A 16,750-nucleotide genomic window follows, 5' to 3' on the forward strand; every position below is an offset into this window, starting at 1 on the left:
GCCGCCCGGCCGCTGCGGACTACTCCAGGTTGAGGGGGCCGACGGCGACTGGGGGGACTGGCCTCGGTCTCAGAAGAGGCCATCTCACCGCCGGCCCCGCATCGCCCCGGGCTCCCCCAGCCCGGGAAACCCTGGCAGGACCTCCACCTCAATTTTCCTCCAAGTTTGAGGTCCTGCCTAGTACCTCTCCTCAGCCTCCGGCCCGGACTAGCTCTGGCCGCCCTGCCGGCCGCCGGCGTCGGACCCTGCATCGCCGGCGCGGTGCTGCACTTTGTCACGGACCCGGTCCCGGTGGCTTTCCCCGGCATTGCTTTCGGCCTGCCGGTCCTGCACATCCTGCCCGTCGCCGTTGTCTGCCGCGTACTTCTCCCGCAGTTCACGCCCGTGCTTAATGTCGTCCTCGATCTGCTGCTGTATCTTTTCGCTTTTCTTGGTATCCCGCGGAGGCAGCTGGATGGTCTCTTCCGCCTTGATGCCGGCCTGGAGCTCACGCCCACGCTCCACTTCGGCGTCGAATTCGGCGCCGAACAGCAGCGACATGTTCAGGATCCAGAGCCACAGCAGCATGATGATCACGCTGCCCAGCGCGCCGTAGGTCTTGTTGTAGTTTCCGAAGTTTCCAACATAGAAACCGAAGGCAAGGGACGCCACCAGGAAAACCACCAGGGCGATGGCCGAACCCATGCTCATCCAGCGGAACTTCGGCTGCTTGACGTTGGGGGTGGCGTAGTAGAGGACCGCGATGATGGCGATGATGAGAATGACCATGACCGGCCACTTGGCGATGTTCCAGACAGCCAGGAAGGCGCCACTGAGCCCGATCAGCCCGCCGACGGCCTCGGAGATGGGACCGCTGAGCACCAGCATGCCCGCGAGGAGCGCCACGATCACCACGGCAAGGAGTGTGACGGCCAGCATGGTGCCCCGCAGCTTCACGAACGGGCGTCCCTCATCCACCTCGTAAATCCGGTTCATCGCCCGGCCGAAACCACCTACGTATCCGGACGCCGACCAGAGCGCGGTGACAAGGCCGATGACCAGGGTGAACCCGGCTGCCGGGGCATTCGTGAGCTCCGAGACGGGGCCGCTGATGGTGTTCACGGTTTCCGCGGGCGCAAAGCCGCGCACGATTTCCAGCAGGGCCGTGGTGGTCTTCTGCGGATCTCCGAAGAGGCCGAGCAGCGACACAAGCGCCAGCAGGGCGGGGAACAGGGACAGGACCGCGTAGTACGTCAGCCCGGCCGCCAGGTCAGGGCACTGGTCCTTGCTGAACTCCCGGAACGTCTTCCTGGTGATGTACTTCCACGACGGCTTATCCAGGTCCCGGGGGCTGCCAGGCTTCCTTGCATCATTTGGATCCGGAGCCTGGCCCGCCTTCGCGGTACTGGTCTCGGATGAGTCGTGAGTGGCCATGGGGTGTCCTCTCCATCAAGTGGCTGAAGCGGACAGGCCGGCCCCGCGAAGGCGGTGCCGGCCTGTCGAACAGTTCTGTTGCTTGCGGTGCAGCGCCCTGGTTTAGGTGTTTTGGACGTTGTCTTTGGCGTCGGTGGCGCGGTCTTTGACGTCGGTGGCGGCCATTTGGCCTTCGGCTTTGACGTTTTGGGCGGCGTCGGTGGCGGTGGCTTTGACGTTTTCCATGGCTTCCTGGGCGGGTTCCTTGAGGTCCTGGGCCATGTTTTTCGCGGCGTCGGTGAGTTCGTGGGCCAGGGGCTGGGCTGCGGTTTTGAGTTGGTCCGCGGCTTCGCGTTCTTTCTGGCTTGGCGGGATCAGGGAGGAGACGAGCAGGCCGGCGCCGAAGGCGATCAGGCCGGCGGCCAGGGGGTTGCCCTGGGTTTTGGCTTTGACCTGGTCGGGGGTGTGGGAGACGGCCTGGCCGGCGTCGGTGAGTTTGGCCGAGACGGTGTCTTTGGCGTCGTGGAGGCTGTCTCCGGCGTTGTGCAGGGCGTTGGTGGTGTGTCCTGCGCCGGTGGTGGTGGTGTCGTGGACTTTGGTGGTGGCGGTGTCGGCTGCGCCCATGATTTTCTCCTTGACTCCGGTGACGGCGTCGCGGACCTTGTCGGTCTGGCGGTGGACGATGTTGGACGGGGTGACCTTGTCGGCGACGGCGTCCACGTTGGTGCCCAGGCGGGCACGGGTGGCTTCTATGTCTGCGCGGATGACGTCAGGGTTCTCGCTCATCGGTTTACCTCACCTGGTTTTAGGGTTGGGGGGATTTCGGAGAGTGTTTCGCTGGTTCGGGGCAGGCCCTTGATCTCTTTGAGTTCCTTGCGGCCGATGCTGGCCAGGACCGCGGCGATGATGGCCCAGATGACGGCGACGATCAGCGCGGCCCAGCCCAGGGGCATGAGGGCGCCGAGGGCGAACATCAGGGCCAGGGAGAGGAAGAGCAGGACGAAGTGTCCGCCGACGCCGGCGCCGGCGAGCATGCCGGCGCCTTTCCCGGCGCGGGTGGCTGACTGCTTGGCTTCGGCCTTGGCCAGTTCCACTTCCTGGCGCATCAGGGTGGACAGGTCCCGGGTGACGTCCCCGAGCAGTTCGCCCAGCGAGGCGGTATCGGCCTTCAGATGCGCCGCACTCGGCGGCGTCTCAGGAATCTGGCTGCTCATCAGAGCCCACCCGTCTGGCCGCCCCTGGTGCGGTCCCGGGTAAGGGGGTCGTTAGCCATCGGATCGTCGGCGAGGGCGCGGTCGCGCAGCGGGTCATCGGACAGCTGGTTGCCGGACCATGGTTCCTCCACCAGTTGCGGGCTGTCGAGGCCGCTGGCCGTACCTGCAGTCTCCGGGTAGCTGCTGCCCGGGGCCCCGCCGTCGTAGCCGGCCGTTGTGGTTGCCGGGCCGGGGAGCTGGACCGGCGGGGGCGGGACTGTCCCGCCTGCCGGAGCATACGTGCCGCTGTACTGGTCTGCGCGGGGTGTGCCCGGGTACAAGCCGGCCTGGCCGGTACGGGAAGTGGAACTTTCGGGGGCTCCGGCGGTGAGGCCGCGGGTGAGGCGCCCGGCGAGGACGCCGGCGCCGGCGGCGAGGAGCAGGAACGTGCCGGGGCGGTTGCGGGCAAACCGCTGGACTTCAGTGAGCAGGTCGCCCGGTTCGCGGTTTTCCAGCCAGGTGGCCATCGACGAGGTGCGCTCGGCCGCCTGGCGGATCAGGTCGCCGGCGACGCCCTGCTGGTCAGGGGCGCTGGCCATGCTGTGCAGCTGGCTGGAGATGTTGCGGATGCCCTCGGCCGCCTTCTGCTGCTGGGCGCCGGCCTGGCTGGTCAACCCCGCGCGGGCCTGGTGCAGCAGGTCCTGCGCGCCGGCCTTTGCCTCGGAAGCAACATTCGCGGCTTCCTCTTTCGCCGTCTGGGCAACGTTCTGGGCGGAACCAGCGGCGGTGCGGGCAACGTCGGCTGCTTCTTCCTTGGCTGCGTCCTTGCGGGACGGCCCGGAGCCGTCTGTGCCGTAACCGGCCTCACTGGCACCTGGAGTGGCGGCGGATGGGAAGGTGGCGGCGTTCCGCTCACCAGGAAGTCCTGTGCTGGCCGGGGGCGCCGTGTACGTCGGGTCCTCGGGCCATTGGTTCTCTGTCATCTTCGCTCTCTCTTTCCAAGAAGGCCGGTTGTTGATCAAGAACCAGCAATACTGGCCGTAAAATAATAAGCATGATTACTAATAAAAGGTAAGTACCCTTGCTAACCCGAATGTAACGTTCACGAATAAGACAGCCGGAATGGCGCGGGCCTGCCCGGTTACAACGAAGTGGGAAGTGGTGGGAAAAATGGATACAGCTCCCTGGGTATGGGTCATTGTTGCCGTTGTCGTAGTGGTGCTGGTCGCCGTGCTGTTCCTGGCCGGCGGGAGGCGCCGGCGGGCAATGCAGGAAAAGCGCGACCGGGAACACCGGGAAAAGGCCGCTGAAATCCGGCGCGAAGCCGAAAACATGGAAATCGATGCCCGGGAACGGGAAGCCAAGGCCATTAGGGCACGTGCCGATGCCGAGCAGGCGCAGGTCAATGCGGCCCGGTTGCGCCAGGAAGCGGAACAGCAGGCCCGGGAGGCGCAGTCGCTGCGCAGCGATGTTGCCAGCCGTGCCCGCAAGGCCGACGAGCTTGATCCGGACGTCACCGTCGATGGCACCCGGAGCGGCCGTACCCAGGGCGGGGCAGTGGAGGGCGCAGGGGCCGACGGCGGATATGCCGGCGGTGGCCATGCCGGGGGCGGACGCCGCGAAGGTTTAGCCGGGGATGCCTACCCCGAAGCCCGCAGGGATGGCCTGCGTGGTGAAGCCCTGTCGGGTCACCCGCGTCGGGAGGAGCGGCCCGTCGACGCTACTGCGGAATCGCGGGACGACGGATTGCGGGACGATGGATTGCGAAACGATGGATTGCGGGACGATGAGGTGTCCCGGCGGGACGTGCGGCGCGATGACGCCGGCCAGCGGGATGTCGCCGGAGGAGCTGCCGCTTCGCCAGACGACGTGCGCCGGGACGCCCAGGAAGCCAACCGGGAAGCCAGGGACCGGGACCGCGGCGACGGAATCTAGCGGCCGGAATTCGACGACCGCCCGGCGGACGCCGGGCGGTGCGTCGTGTTTAAGGCTGGCGGCGCGGCCTGAGGACCGGAGACGGATGCACTCCTGTCCCGGTTCCCAGGCCGGCGAGCACTTCCTTCACAGCGTCAACCGAGGACACTTTCGGCTCCCAGCACAGGATTCGCCGCGCCCGGTCCGTATCCATGATGGGCGCCCCTGCCGCCATTACAACCCAGCCTGCGTCCGTGGGTTGGATCCGGGCCCGCCAGGTGAGGTCCACCACCGCATGCAGCAGCCGCATGGGGATGGGGAGGATCCGCTTGGCGCCAAGGATGCGTGCCAGTTCCTGTGGGTTGAGTACCGGCTCAGCGGCAATGTTGAAAGCGCCGCTGGCACGCTGGTCAACCACGCGCCAGTAAGCCTCCGCAACGTCATCGGCATGCACTGCCTGGAATATGAGGTTGTCCGGCGCTGGGAGCAGTGGGGTCCAGGGCTTCCCTGGAATGAGCCGCGGAATGACGTGCCCCAGGAAATACCGCCCAATTTCGCTGCCGGCATTCGCCTGGAAGATCAGCCCCGGCCGGAGCCGGGCCACGGAAATAGCCGGTTCACTGGCCATGAACTGATCCAGGAGTTTTTCCTGTTCGGCTTTGTGCCGGCTGTAGTGGGAGCCGGGCATACCCGTGGCCGGCCAGGACTCGTCCCTGCGTTGGTCCTTGCTTGAGCTGCTGTAGGCACCAACGGAGGAGGCGCAGACAATCTGCTTCACGCCCGCTGTGCGTGCTGCTTCCAGGACGTTCGCGGTTCCGGTGACATTCGTCCGGTGCAGCTGCTCAAGGTCGCGGTTCGGCTGGATTTGCCATGCAAGGTGGACTACGGCGTCGGCTCCGGCGAGTGCCCGTTCCAGCAGTGGCCGGTCCTGTTCGGCGCCCACGTCCAGCGTGTGCCACTCGACGCCGTCATACGGTGGCGCCGAGGTGTCCGGAAGGCGACGGCTGATGCCAACCAGCTGCAGGCTGCCGGGCTTCCGGGAAAGCTGGCCCTGGAGGTTGCGCAGCAGTGCGGTCCCTGCGTTTCCACTGGCTCCGGTGATGGCAATGCGCATGACGAAGGCTCCTTGGAGGTGGGGGCGGTTGCCGCTTACATCCCGAGCCTACAACTGGGAAGGATTGAATTATAAGCAACCTTATGATTTGCTGCTTCTAAGTCTTGCCGCAGGCTTTCGGAACCCAGATTGAGGGACAACGATCCATGCCCGAATCCTTTGCCGCACTTGCCGTGGATACTACGCGAGTCCAGGAACAGCATCCAGAACCACAACAGAATCCAGCCCCGCCCTCCTCGTCGGGCCGGCTGCGGGAAACCTTCGAGAATGAGCTGGTCCTGAGGTACCTGGACCTGGCCGAGGCCTTGGCTGCCCGCTTCGAGGCCCGTGGCCGGGAACGGGCAGACCTGAACCAGGTTGCCTACCTGGGCCTCGTGAAGGCTGCCCGCGGCTTTGACCAGGCCAAGGGCGAGAGCTTCCCCGCCTATGCCGCGCCAACCATCACAGGTGAACTCAAAAGGTACCTGCGTGACCGGACGTGGGTTGTGCGCCCGCCCCGCCACATCCAGGACCTGAGGACCCGGCTTTTCCGGGCAGAGCCGGAGCTGACCCAGTCGCTCGGCAGGAGCCCCAGCGTGGAGGAACTGGCCGGCGAATTGGGAACGGACCCGGCAGAGGTGCAGGAAGCTATCTCGGCCTCCAGCAGCATGCACCCGGATTCATTGGATGCCGTGAACCCGAACTCGGAGGCACCCTCCATCGGCGAGATGCTGGCCTGCCCGGACGCGCCGCTGGAACGGCTCGAAGAACTGGCGTGCCTGCGCGACGCCATGCAGGACCTGGATGACTCGGACCGGGAGCTTCTTTACCGCCGCTACTTCTGCGAGGAAACGCAGGTCCAGCTGGGCAAACGGCTGGGCATGTCGCAAATGCAGGTGTCCCGCCGCCTGGCCAAGGTCCTGGTGGAACTGCAGCGCCGGCTGGAGGCCAGCGCGCAGACCTGCGGCCACGAAGCCGACGGCGGCATGGGAGTCGAAAGCAGGGCTTTCGGCACAGGCCGGCTGGCTGGTTCCGGCACGCCGTTCCGGCACCTGCGGACCGCCGGAAAGCCGTCCGCCGGGGGCGGTGCAACCCGCCGCCGGTTCGGCGGCGGGACCAGGGCGAACTAGTCGCCTGCGGGTTGGTCCGGGACTGCGCACCAGCACCAGCAAAACCTTATCTTGCCTGTTCAGTGGCGGCCCCTGGCCATGGTCCGGGGGCCGGGAAAAGCCCGCGGCCCTGTTTAGGAGCAGCAGGAGGAGGGAACAGGGTGGTTATGGAAAGCTCCGAAACCTCCAACCTCAGGGCTGTCCTGTTCGACCGGGACGGGACCCTGGTGGTCGATGTGCCATACAACGGCGATCCGGACCTGGTCCAGCCAATGCCTGGAGCCAAGGAGGTCCTGGACGGCCTCCGGGCCGCAGGCATCGCCACGGGCGTCATCAGCAACCAGTCCGGCATCGCCCGGGGCCTGATAACTCCCGGCGACGTGGCCAGGGTCAACGCCAAAGTGGAAGAACTGCTGGGCCCGTTCGATGTGTGGGAAATCTGCCCCCACTCCGAACAGGACCGCTGCGCCTGCCGCAAACCTGCACCGGGGATGGTGCACAATGCGTGCCACAAACTCGGGATCAGCGCATCCCAGACTGCCCTGATCGGCGATATCGGAGCCGACGTGGGAGCCGCGGAAGCCGCCGGAGCCATCGGCGTCCTTGTTCCCACTCCCGTCACCCGCGCGGAGGAAGTGGCCCGGGCGCGGCTGGTGGCCGCTGACCTCGCCTCCGCCGTCGGCCTGCTCCAGGCGGCGCCCTGATGGGGCGCGTGCTGGTGGCCCGGCTGGACAGCATGGGCGACGTCTTGCTCGCTGGTCCCGCCGTCCGGGCGGTAGCAAACGGAAGGGGCCATGGCGGCAGTGGGAACAACCATGTCGTGATGCTGTGCGGCCGGCAGGGGGAATCCGCCGCCACCCTGCTGCCGGGTGTCGCCGAGGTCTACAGCTGGGACAGCCCCTGGATCATGAACCCGGCCCCGAAGATGACCGGCCCGCACGCAGACCGGCTGATCGATTACGTCCGCAACTCAAGGATCACCGAAGCCGTGATCCTGACGTCCTTCCACCAGTCGCCGCTGCCGCTGGCACTGCTCTTGCGGCTCGCGGGCGTGAAACGCATCACCGGGGCCTCCACCGACTACGCCGGGTCCCTCCTGGACATCCGGTTAAAGCCCGGGGAAGACTTCCCCGAAGACCAGCCGGAGGCGGAGCGCGCGCTTGGCATTGCCGAGGCCGCGGGATTCCGGCTGCCCGCCGGGGACGACGGAAAGCTGCACGTGAAATCTGTTCCTGACGTCACCGGGCTGGTCGGGGCGGATCCTTACATCGTGGTCCACCCGGGAGCAGCGGTCCCTGCCAGGGCCTGGCCCCCGCTGCACCACGCCGCCGCCGTCGAACTCCTCCAAGGTGCGGGGCACCGTGTGGTGGTCACCGGCGGACCCGGTGAAACCTCACTCACCGCCACTGTTGCGGGCCCTTCGGCACTGGACCTCGGCGGCCGTACCGACCTTGACACCATGGCCGGCGTCATGGCCGGCGCGGAGGCGGTGGTCACGGGTAATACCGGCCCCGCCCACCTTGCCGCCGCCGTGGGCACCCCGGTGGCCTGCCTGTTTTCCCCCGTGGTCCCGGCCATCCGCTGGGCACCCTACGGGGTTCCGCTGGAGCTCCTGGGCGACCAGAATGCGGCCTGCCGGATGACCCGGGCCAGGGTGTGCCCGGTCCCCGGCCACCCCTGCCTGGACTCTGTCTCACCGGAGGAAGTAGTGGCGGCAGTGGAACGCCTGATCAGCGGAGTGAGCTCCTTCAGCACCCACGTCAGCACCCGTAGAAAGGCCCGCAACAGATGAGAATCCTGCTCTGGCATGTCCACGGATCCTGGACGGACGCCTTCGTCCGCGGCCGCCATGAATACCTGCTGCCCGTCCTGCCCGAAGGCGGAGCCTGGGGCCTGGGCCGGGCGGGCCGGAATTGGCCCGAATCGGTCCGGGAGGTGGACCTGGCGACGCTCGACGCAGACGCCGTGGACGCCGTCGTGCTGCAACGGCCCGAAGAAATCAACGAAGTGGCGCGTTCGCTGGGACGCACCCCCGGCGTCGACTTGCCCGCGGTTTTCGTGGAACACAACACGCCCAAGGGAAACTTCCCCAACATCCCCCACCCGCTGGCGGACCAGGACCTCATTCCGGTCGTCCACGTGACCCACTTCAACCGGCTCGCGTGGGACAACGGCTCCGCACCCACCACCGTCATCGAGCACGGAATCCCGGACCCGGGCCACCTCTACACCGGTGAGCTGCCGGAACTCGGCGTCGTCGTCAATGAGCCGGTGCGGCGCGGCCGGGTGACAGGAACGGACCTGCTGCCGGCCTTCGCAGGAGTGGCACCGCTGCAGGTCTTCGGGATGAAAACCGACGGACTTGCCGCCGCCACCGGGATCGACGCGTCCCGGCTGACGGCCCGCGGCGACCTGCAAACGAAGGACCTGCACCGGGAACTGGCACGCTGCCGGGCCTATGTGCACCCTATGCGTTGGACATCACTGGGCCTCTCGCTATTGGAGGCCATGCACCTGGGCATGCCGGTGGTGGTCCTTGCCGCTACCGAGGCCCCGCGTGCGGTGCCGCAGGAAGCCGGCGTGGTGTCCGCCGACGTCGACGAGCTGCTCCGCTGCGCGGCGCGGCTGGTCGCCAATCCGGAGGAAGCCCGGCGGCGGGGGCTCGCCGCCCGGGAGGCGGCGCTGGAACGCTACGGCCTGGGCAAGTTCCAGGACCGCTGGGACGAGCTCCTGGCAGACCTGCACAACCGGCCCCGCCGATCCGTCAACGAGCGCCGGGACGAGCGGATCCTCGTGCCGGCCGGGGAGAGGAAGATTTCATGAAAATCGCCATGATTTCCGAGCACGCAAGCCCGCTGGCGGCACTGGGCGGAGTAGACGCCGGCGGCCAGAACGTGCACGTCGCCGCATTATCCGAGGCGCTCGCCAAACGGGGCCACCACGTCACCGTCTACACGCGCAGGGATGCGACGGAGCTTCCCGAAAGGGTCCGGGTGGGGCGCCGGTTCGAGGTGGTCCACGTCGACGCCGGGCCAGCACGGCACGTGCCCAAGGACGAGCTGCTGCCCTACATGGGTGAACTGGCGGACGGCGTTGCCAGGGATTGGGGGCAGCGGCCGCCGGACGTGGTGCACGGCCATTTCTGGATGTCCGGGCTCGCTGCGCTGGACGCGGCAAGGCGGCCGGAGACCGGGTACCGGGTGCCGATGCTTCAGACTTTCCACGCGCTCGGGACGGTCAAGCGGCGGCACCAGGGCGCCGAGGACACCAGCCCGGAGGAACGCCAATGGCTGGAACCCGGAGTGGGCCGGGCCGCGGACCGCATCATCGCCACCTGCTCCGATGAGGTCTTCGAACTCAAGGCCATGGGCATCGCGACGGGCAAGATCTCCATCGCCCCCTGCGGCGTGGACCTGGACGTCTTCGGAGCCAGCGGCCCCGTCGCCCCCAGGATCCGCCGTTACCGCATCCTGTCCGTGGGCCGCCTGGTGCCGCGCAAGGGCGTCGACCTGGTGATCCGCGCCCTGCCGTACCTGAAAGCGGCAGGATTCGACGACGTTGAACTCCTGATCGTCGGCGGCGGCGGGGACAGCAACACCCTGAACAATGATCCGGAGATCCGCCGCCTGCTGGGCCTTGCCGCCGAGCTGGGTGTCTCGGAACAGGTCACGCTGCAGGGCCAGGTTTCGCGCAGCGAAATGCCCGGCATCTTCCGCAGCGCCGACGCCGTGGTCTGCGCCCCGTGGTACGAGCCGTTCGGGATCGTGCCGCTGGAGGCGATGGCCTGCGGTGTGCCGGTGGTGGCCGCCGCCGTCGGGGGTCTGCGCGACACCGTGGTGGACCACGCCACGGGCCTGCACGTGCCGCCGCGCGATCCGGAGGCCATCGGCTCGGCCCTGTCCTTGCTGCTGGAGAACCCCACCCTGCGGGCCAGCCTTGGCCGCGCCGGCGAGCAGCGGGCCCGCACCCGCTACTCCTGGGACCGGGTTGCCGCCGAAACCGAGAAGGCTTACCAGCTTGCCGCCGCCGGAACCCCGGCGGGCGCCATTCCGATGGAAGGAGCGGCCCTGTGACTGCCGAGTGGTCCCTGCGTGAAGCCGACCTTCGCGCCCTGACAACGCCCCCCGCACTGCCGGCGGTACTGCCCGGTGCCACCTTCGTGGATCCCGACAGTGCCGATGCCGTCCGCGCGCACCTGGACAGCGTGCTGCCGGCCCTGGACTCCCTGCGGAGCCAGTCCGGCCATCTGGCCGCCTGGGGTGTGGAGCTTGCGCAGCGGCTGCTGCGCGGACAGCGGCTCCTCGCCGCCGGAAACGGTGGTTCCGCCGCCGAGGCGCAGCACCTGACCGCCGAACTGGTGGGGCGGTTCGACGGCGAGCGCGTCCCGTTCTCCGCCATCTCCCTGCACGCGGAATCGTCCGCGGTGACGGCGATCGCCAACGATTACGGGTACGACGACGTCTTCGCCCGCCAGGTGCGTGCGCACGGACGCTCCGGCGACGTGCTGATGCTGCTGTCCACCAGCGGCAAGAGCCCCAACCTGCTGCGCGCCGCCGAGGCGGCAGGCCGGCTGAACGTGACCACCTGGGCACTCACCGGCACCGGCCCGAACCCACTGGCAGACGCCTGCGATGAGGCCGTCATGGTCGACGCCCCCAACGCCAACGCCCAGGAAGGGCACCTGATTGCCCTGCATGCGGTCTGCCGCGCCTTCGACCTCGAGGTGGGCAGGCACACCCCGGACGCCGGACCAGGTGCGGCCAACGGCGGGTGGCGGAACGGCGGCAGGCCATGAGGGTCGTGGTGGTGGGCGACGTGATGCTGGACGTGGACCTCTCCGGCGAGGCAACCCGGCTCAGCCCCGACGCGCCCGTTCCCGTCGTCGATGTTTCCGGCGTCCGCCGCCGTGCCGGCGGTGCCGGCCTGGTGGCGCGGATGCTGGCCCAGGACGGCTGGCCCGTCACCCTGGTGACGGTACTGGGGGAGGACGACGCCGGCAGCCAGCTGCGCTCGCACCTCGCCGGGGTGCGGCTCGTCGCCGGAACCACGGGCTACCCGTCACCGGTGAAGACCCGGGTACGGGCCGGATCCCATCCCGTGGTCCGCTTCGACCAGGGGTGCGCGAAAACCCCGGTTCCCGACGTCAGCCCAGCCATGCTCCGGGCGGTGGAAAAAGCCGGCGTGATCATCGTGGCGGACTACGGCAGGGGACTGGCCGCCAACCCCCGGCTGCGGGAGCTCCTGTCCCGCCTGGCACCCGATGTCCCCATTGTCTGGGACCCCCACCCCTCCGGCCCGGACCCGGTACCGGGCGTGGCCGTGGTGACACCCAACATCTCCGAAGCCACCAAGGCCGCGCAGTCGGTTGCCGCGGCACAAACGTCCGGGGCCCGGCCTGCCGCGGCGGAAGGCTCCTCCGGGGACCAGGCCGCGGAGGTGGCCGCGATCCTGCTGGAGCGCTGGCAGAGCCGCGCAGTGCTGGTCACCAGGGGCGAGGAAGGGGCCGTCCTGCTGCGCCAGGGCGACCCGTACGCCCATGCTGTTCCCGCGCCGAGGGTGGAAGCAGGCGACCCCTGCGGCGCCGGCGACCGCCTCGCCGCCAGCCTAGCCATGCACCTCCTGGCCGGCCGCGATCTTCCGGACGCCGCGGCCCTGGCAGTGCATGACGCAGCCGACTTCCTCGCCGCCGGGGGAGTGTCGGCGCTGCCCGATACCGGCGCCGATGACGCTGCTGCCGGAAAGCCGGGACCTGGCGCCTCCGGCCGGCGCACCACCGAACCGCTGCTCCTGGCCCGCTCAGTGCGGGAAAGCGGAGGAAAGGTGGTAGCCACCGGCGGCTGCTTCGACCTGCTGCACGCCGGGCACGTCCGGTCCCTCGCCGCGGCAAGGGAACTCGGGGATTGCCTGATCGTCTGCCTCAACTCCGACGACTCCGTGCGGCGGCTCAAAGGCCCGGAACGCCCCATCATCGGCCAGCACGACCGGGCCGAACTGCTCCTGGCCATGGAATGCGTGGACGCGGTGATGGTCTTCGACGAGGACACTCCCGAAGCCGCACTGGACCGCCTCCGGCCGGACATCTGGGTCAAGGGCGGCGACTACAAGGGAGCCCGCCTGCCCGAAGCCGGCCTGGTGGAAAGCTGGGGCGGCCAATGCCTCACCGTCCCGTTCCATCCGGCCCGTTCCACCACCGGCCTGGCCAACGCACTCGCCAAGGTCAGCTGACCGGATTCCCGATTTTCGAACTGTCTTGTTTTCCCCGTTGAAAGGAACACCATGACCGCAGAGTCAACTGCCAACGCCACGCCCACGCCCGGACGCGTCCTGGTGACCGGAGGAGCCTCCGGGCTGGGGGCCGCCGTCGTCGACGCCGTCCTGCGCTCGGGCGGCACCCCGGTGGTCCTGGACCGCGACATCAGCAGCGTCTCCGGAGTGAAAGCCTTCGAAGTGGACGTGGCCGACCGAACGGCCGTGGAGCACGCCGTCCGGGAAGCCGCGGAGACCCTGGGCGGCCTGGACGCGGTGGTCACCGCCGCCGGCATCGACCGGTGCGGCAAGCTCGCCGACGTCGAGGCCACCGAATGGGAGAAGGTCATCGGGGTCAACCTGATGGGCACCGTCTCCGTGGTCCGCGCCGCGCTGCCGTACCTGAAGGAAACCCACGGCCGCGTGGTCACCGTGGCCTCCACCCTGGGCAAGCGCGCCGTGGCCGACGCCACCGCGTACTGTGCCTCCAAATTCGGCGTGGTGGGATTCAGCCACGCCCTCGCCGCGGAAACCGGCGGGGAAATCGGCGTCACCACCATGATCCCCGGCGGCATGAAGACCCGCTTCTTCGATGACCGCACCGAGCAGTACAAGCCGCAGGACGACTCCCGCCTCAACGATCCTGCCAACACCGCGCAGGCCATCCTTTTCGCGCTGAACCAGCCCAGGGGCTGCGAGGTGCGCGAAATGCTGATCTGCCATGAGGAAGAGGGCTCCTGGCCCTAAACCGGCACCAGCAGTACCCATCCATCCAGCACCGACCTATCCAGCATCGAAAGGCGGGAGGAACACCATGCCAACCACAGCCACCGAAACAACCCCGGGCAGTGCAACAGTCGAGGGCTCCGGCATCACCATCCAGGACCCGCGAACCGGTGAAGAACTCTGGACCGTGCCCCAGGCTTCCACCGAGGAGATTGCCCATGCCGTGAAGGTGGCACGCAGCGCCGCTGCCGGCTGGGCAGCCACCGCCCCGGCAGAACGGGGCGCCGCGTTGCGCACCGCCGCCAAGGCGCTCGACGCCGCCGCACAGGAACTCGCCGGGCTCAACGCCAGCGAAACCGGCAGGCCGGTGGAGGAAGCGCTCGCCGGGATCGGGGCCGCCGTCTCCACCTTGGAACAGTATGCAGAGCTGGGTCCGGTGCACCGCGGACACAGCCTGCGCGGCAACCGGTTTGCGTCCGACTACACCGTGGCCGAGCCGCGCGGCGTTGCCGTCCTCCTCACTCCGTGGAACGATCCCGTGGCGGTAGCCTGCGGCCTCATCGGGGCCGCCCTGGCCACCGGCAACGCCGTCATCCACAAACCCAGTGAGCGGTGTCCGCGGCTGGGCGAGGCGCTGGGCGAGGTCCTGGCGCCGGCCTTCCCGGCCGGCGTCTTCCTGACCGTTTCGGGCGGCGCGGAGGTGGGAGCGCAGCTCTCGCAGGCGGACGTCGACGTGATTGCCCACGTCGGCTCCAGCGCGTCCGGCGCCCGGATCGCCAAGGCAGCGGCCCTGACCGGTGCACACGTCATCCGGGAAAACGGCGGCAATGATCCGCTGCTCGTGGACAGCGGCGTGGACCCTGTGTGGGCGGCTGAACAGGCGGCCATCGGCGCCTTCAGCAACAGCGGACAGATCTGCACCTCGGTGGAGCGGATCTACGTCCACCGGGATATCGCGGAGGGGTTCTGCAGTGCGCTCCAAGCCGAGGCCGCGCGCCGGAACAGCAACGGCACGGTGGCGCCCCTGGTTGACCGCCGGATGCGCGATGCAGTCCACGCCCACGTTGCGGGGGCCCTGGACCAGGGTGCCACGGCTGCTGAGGGCGGCGTCCTTCCGGGCGGGCCGGGTTCTTTCTACCCAGCCACTGTCCTGCTCGGCTGCACCGAGGGGATGCAGGTCATGGCGGAGGAAACCTTCGGTCCGGTCGCGCCGGTACAGGTGGTGGACTCGTTCGACGACGGCCTGCGCCTGGCCTGCAGCGGCAAGTACGGGCTGGCCGCCACCGTCCTCAGTGCCAACATTGCCCATATCCAGCAGGCCGTGGCGTCGCTGCCTGTGGGAACCGTGAAGATCAACGAGGTCTTTGGCGGCGCTCCCGGCGGTGCGGCCCAGCCGCGCGGGGAAAGCGGTGCCGGGTTCGGGTACGGGCCGGAGCTGCTGGACGAATTCACGCAGGTCAAGGTGGTGCACATCGCTGCGCCACCGGCCGCCAGCCAAGGGCAGGACCTGCCATGAGCGTATCCCCGGAATCCATCGACCTCTCCACCCAGCGGGCCCTGTCCGAGTGGCTGCCCGGCAGGCTGGCCGAGGAGCAGCCATCCATCCTGGTGATCGGCGACGTCATGCTCGATGGCTGGTGGAGCGGCAGCATCGAACGGCTCTGCCGGGAAGCTCCGGCGCCCGTGGTAGAGATCCAGTCCCGTGAATCGGTGCCCGGCGGAGCCGCCAACACTGCCATGAACCTGGCGGCCCTGGGCGCGAAGGTTTCCGTTGCCGGCATCATCGGCACCGACGACGCCGGCGAGGACCTGCGGCGGCAGCTGTCTGCGGCAGGCATCGATGTCCGGAACCTGCACGCGCACCCGGACATGGTGACCACCACCAAGATCCGGATCAGCAGCGGCGGCCAGGTGATGCTGCGCCTCGACGACTCGGCCAGGACCGTGCCGGCCGATGCCCTCGCCGCGCTGGCCGCTTCGGTGGGTGCCGCCGTCGAACGCCAGGACGCCGTGCTGGTGTGCGACTACGGCACGGGGGTGGTGGACGGTCCCGTCCGCGCCGCGCTCACCGCCGTCCTCGCGGAGGGCACTGCAAGCGGGAACCGTCCGCTGGTGGTGGTCGACGCCCACGACCCGCGCCCCTGGGCTGCCCTGAAGCCTGACCTGGTGACGCCCAACGCGCAGGAAACCGCGCGCCTCCTCGACCGGAAGCTGCCGGAGGGGCAGGAGCGGGTGGAGGCCGTGGGGGCCCAGTCGGACGCTGTGCTGGAAAGCACCGGCGCGCGGGCGGTGGTGGTCACCCTGGACCGGGACGGCACCGTCCTGCTGACGCCCGACGGCGTGCGGCACCGGACATGGGCACGGCCGGCCGCCGAGAAACAGGCCTCCGGGGCGGGAGACACTTTCGTGGCCGCGCTGACACTGGCCCGTGCCGCCGGCCTGCCCCTGACGGCAAGCCTCGACCTGGCCCAGGCGGCGGCCGACGTCGTGGTCCACCAGCCCGGCACGTCCGTCTGCAGCACCGCCCAGCTGAGCCGCTACCTCAAGGCGTTCGCGGACACGGCCCTCGGCGGGGACGAACTGCAGCGCCAGGTGGAGCTGCACCGGGCCCAGGGCCAGCGGATCGTGCTGACCAACGGCTGCTTCGACGTGCTGCACAGCGGCCATACCCGCTACCTGAACCAGGCCAAGCAGCTGGGCGACATCCTGGTGGTGGCGCTCAACAGCGACGACTCGGTGCGCCGGCTCAAGGGTGCCGGCAGGCCCATCAACACCATGGCAGACCGCGCCGCGGTGGTGGCCGCCCTCAGCTGCGTGGACTACGTGACCGTGTTCGACACCCCCACCGCCACGCCGCTGATCCAGCGGCTCCAGCCGGAGGTGTATGCCAAGGGCGGGGACTACACCCCCGAGATGCTGGCCGAGACGTCCGCGGTGGAGGAGTACGGCGGCAGGGTGGCCATCCTCGACTACGTGGCCGAGCGGTCCACTACGGCCGTGGTGAAGAGGATCAGCGACGGCGAGGGGGCCGCCAGCCCGGTCAACTAGGGTTGAGGCATGACTGAAGCGGGGCACGG

16 protein-coding genes are annotated in these 16,750 nt (G+C 68.8%); 11 read left to right on the forward strand and 5 right to left on the reverse strand.

The features are described from left to right. Positions 1 to 207: 207 nt before the first annotated feature. From K4G53_RS08870 to K4G53_RS08885, 4 genes are all read right to left on the reverse strand, one after another. Positions 208 to 1,413 (reverse strand): YihY/virulence factor BrkB family protein, encoded by a 1,206-nt coding sequence (locus K4G53_RS08870; protein WP_221385336.1) that lies wholly within the window; start codon positions 1,411 to 1,413, stop codon positions 208 to 210. Positions 1,414 to 1,515: 102 nt separating this feature from the next. Next, positions 1,516 to 2,178 (reverse strand): DUF3618 domain-containing protein, encoded by a 663-nt coding sequence (locus tag K4G53_RS08875; RefSeq protein ID WP_221385337.1) that lies wholly within the window; start codon positions 2,176 to 2,178, stop codon positions 1,516 to 1,518. Continuing rightward, positions 2,175 to 2,606 (reverse strand): phage holin family protein, encoded by a 432-nt coding sequence (locus tag K4G53_RS08880; RefSeq protein WP_221385338.1) that lies wholly within the window; start codon positions 2,604 to 2,606, stop codon positions 2,175 to 2,177. Before K4G53_RS08880 ends, K4G53_RS08875 begins: the two co-directional genes overlap by 4 nt. After that, positions 2,606 to 3,568 (reverse strand): hypothetical protein, encoded by a 963-nt coding sequence (locus K4G53_RS08885; RefSeq protein WP_221385339.1) that lies wholly within the window; start codon positions 3,566 to 3,568, stop codon positions 2,606 to 2,608. The genes K4G53_RS08880 and K4G53_RS08885 overlap by 1 nt, the downstream gene beginning before the upstream one ends. A 187-nt stretch (positions 3,569 to 3,755) precedes the next feature. On the opposite strand from K4G53_RS08885, the gene K4G53_RS08890 reads away from it, so the two are divergent. Next, positions 3,756 to 4,520: a hypothetical protein gene (locus K4G53_RS08890; RefSeq protein WP_221385340.1), complete on the forward strand. Its 765-nt coding sequence runs from the start codon at positions 3,756 to 3,758 to the stop codon at positions 4,518 to 4,520. Positions 4,521 to 4,569: 49 nt separating this feature from the next. Here the strand turns inward: K4G53_RS08890 and K4G53_RS08895 are convergent, their stop codons facing one another. Then, complete coding sequence (locus tag K4G53_RS08895; protein WP_221385341.1) at positions 4,570 to 5,613, reverse strand: NAD-dependent epimerase/dehydratase family protein; 1,044 nt, start codon at positions 5,611 to 5,613, stop codon at positions 4,570 to 4,572. 146 nt (positions 5,614 to 5,759) lie between these two features. Between K4G53_RS08895 and K4G53_RS08900 the strand changes: the two genes are divergently transcribed. From K4G53_RS08900 to rfaE2, 10 genes are all read left to right on the forward strand, one after another. Further along, positions 5,760 to 6,722 (forward strand): sigma-70 family RNA polymerase sigma factor, encoded by a 963-nt coding sequence (locus K4G53_RS08900; RefSeq protein ID WP_260323449.1) that lies wholly within the window; start codon positions 5,760 to 5,762, stop codon positions 6,720 to 6,722. A 146-nt stretch (positions 6,723 to 6,868) separates the two neighbouring features. Then, the gene (locus K4G53_RS08905) at positions 6,869 to 7,405 is read left to right on the forward strand and encodes an HAD-IIIA family hydrolase (RefSeq protein ID WP_221385342.1); all 537 of its coding nucleotides are present in this window, start codon (positions 6,869 to 6,871) and stop codon (positions 7,403 to 7,405) included. Continuing rightward, positions 7,405 to 8,493, forward strand: coding sequence for a glycosyltransferase family 9 protein (locus K4G53_RS08910; protein ID WP_221385343.1), 1,089 nt, complete (start codon positions 7,405 to 7,407; stop codon positions 8,491 to 8,493). Before K4G53_RS08905 ends, K4G53_RS08910 begins: the two co-directional genes overlap by 1 nt. Beyond that, the gene (locus K4G53_RS08915; protein WP_221385344.1) at positions 8,490 to 9,524 is read left to right on the forward strand and encodes a glycosyltransferase; all 1,035 of its coding nucleotides are present in this window, start codon (positions 8,490 to 8,492) and stop codon (positions 9,522 to 9,524) included. The genes K4G53_RS08910 and K4G53_RS08915 overlap by 4 nt, the downstream gene beginning before the upstream one ends. Then, on the forward strand, positions 9,521 to 10,774 hold the full coding sequence (locus K4G53_RS08920) for a glycosyltransferase (protein WP_221385345.1): 1,254 nt from the start codon (positions 9,521 to 9,523) through the stop codon (positions 10,772 to 10,774). The genes K4G53_RS08915 and K4G53_RS08920 overlap by 4 nt, the downstream gene beginning before the upstream one ends. Beyond that, on the forward strand, positions 10,771 to 11,496 hold the full coding sequence (locus K4G53_RS08925; protein ID WP_221385346.1) for an SIS domain-containing protein: 726 nt from the start codon (positions 10,771 to 10,773) through the stop codon (positions 11,494 to 11,496). Before K4G53_RS08920 ends, K4G53_RS08925 begins: the two co-directional genes overlap by 4 nt. Then, a complete protein-coding gene (locus K4G53_RS08930) occupies positions 11,493 to 12,926 on the forward strand; it encodes a PfkB family carbohydrate kinase (protein WP_221385347.1) in 1,434 nt (477 codons plus the stop codon). The genes K4G53_RS08925 and K4G53_RS08930 overlap by 4 nt, the downstream gene beginning before the upstream one ends. A 51-nt stretch (positions 12,927 to 12,977) precedes the next feature. Beyond that, the gene (locus tag K4G53_RS08935; RefSeq protein ID WP_221385348.1) at positions 12,978 to 13,694 is read left to right on the forward strand and encodes an SDR family oxidoreductase; all 717 of its coding nucleotides are present in this window, start codon (positions 12,978 to 12,980) and stop codon (positions 13,692 to 13,694) included. Positions 13,695 to 13,761: 67 nt separating this feature from the next. Next, positions 13,762 to 15,189 (forward strand): aldehyde dehydrogenase, encoded by a 1,428-nt coding sequence (locus K4G53_RS08940; protein WP_221385349.1) that lies wholly within the window; start codon positions 13,762 to 13,764, stop codon positions 15,187 to 15,189. Further along, positions 15,186 to 16,721: a D-glycero-beta-D-manno-heptose 1-phosphate adenylyltransferase gene (gene rfaE2 / locus K4G53_RS08945; protein WP_221385350.1), complete on the forward strand. Its 1,536-nt coding sequence runs from the start codon at positions 15,186 to 15,188 to the stop codon at positions 16,719 to 16,721. The genes K4G53_RS08940 and rfaE2 overlap by 4 nt, the downstream gene beginning before the upstream one ends. Positions 16,722 to 16,750: the final 29 nt, after the last annotated feature.

It is taken from the genome of Arthrobacter sp. MAHUQ-56, from assembly GCF_019710585.1.
Lineage (GTDB): Bacteria > Actinomycetota > Actinomycetes > Actinomycetales > Micrococcaceae > Arthrobacter.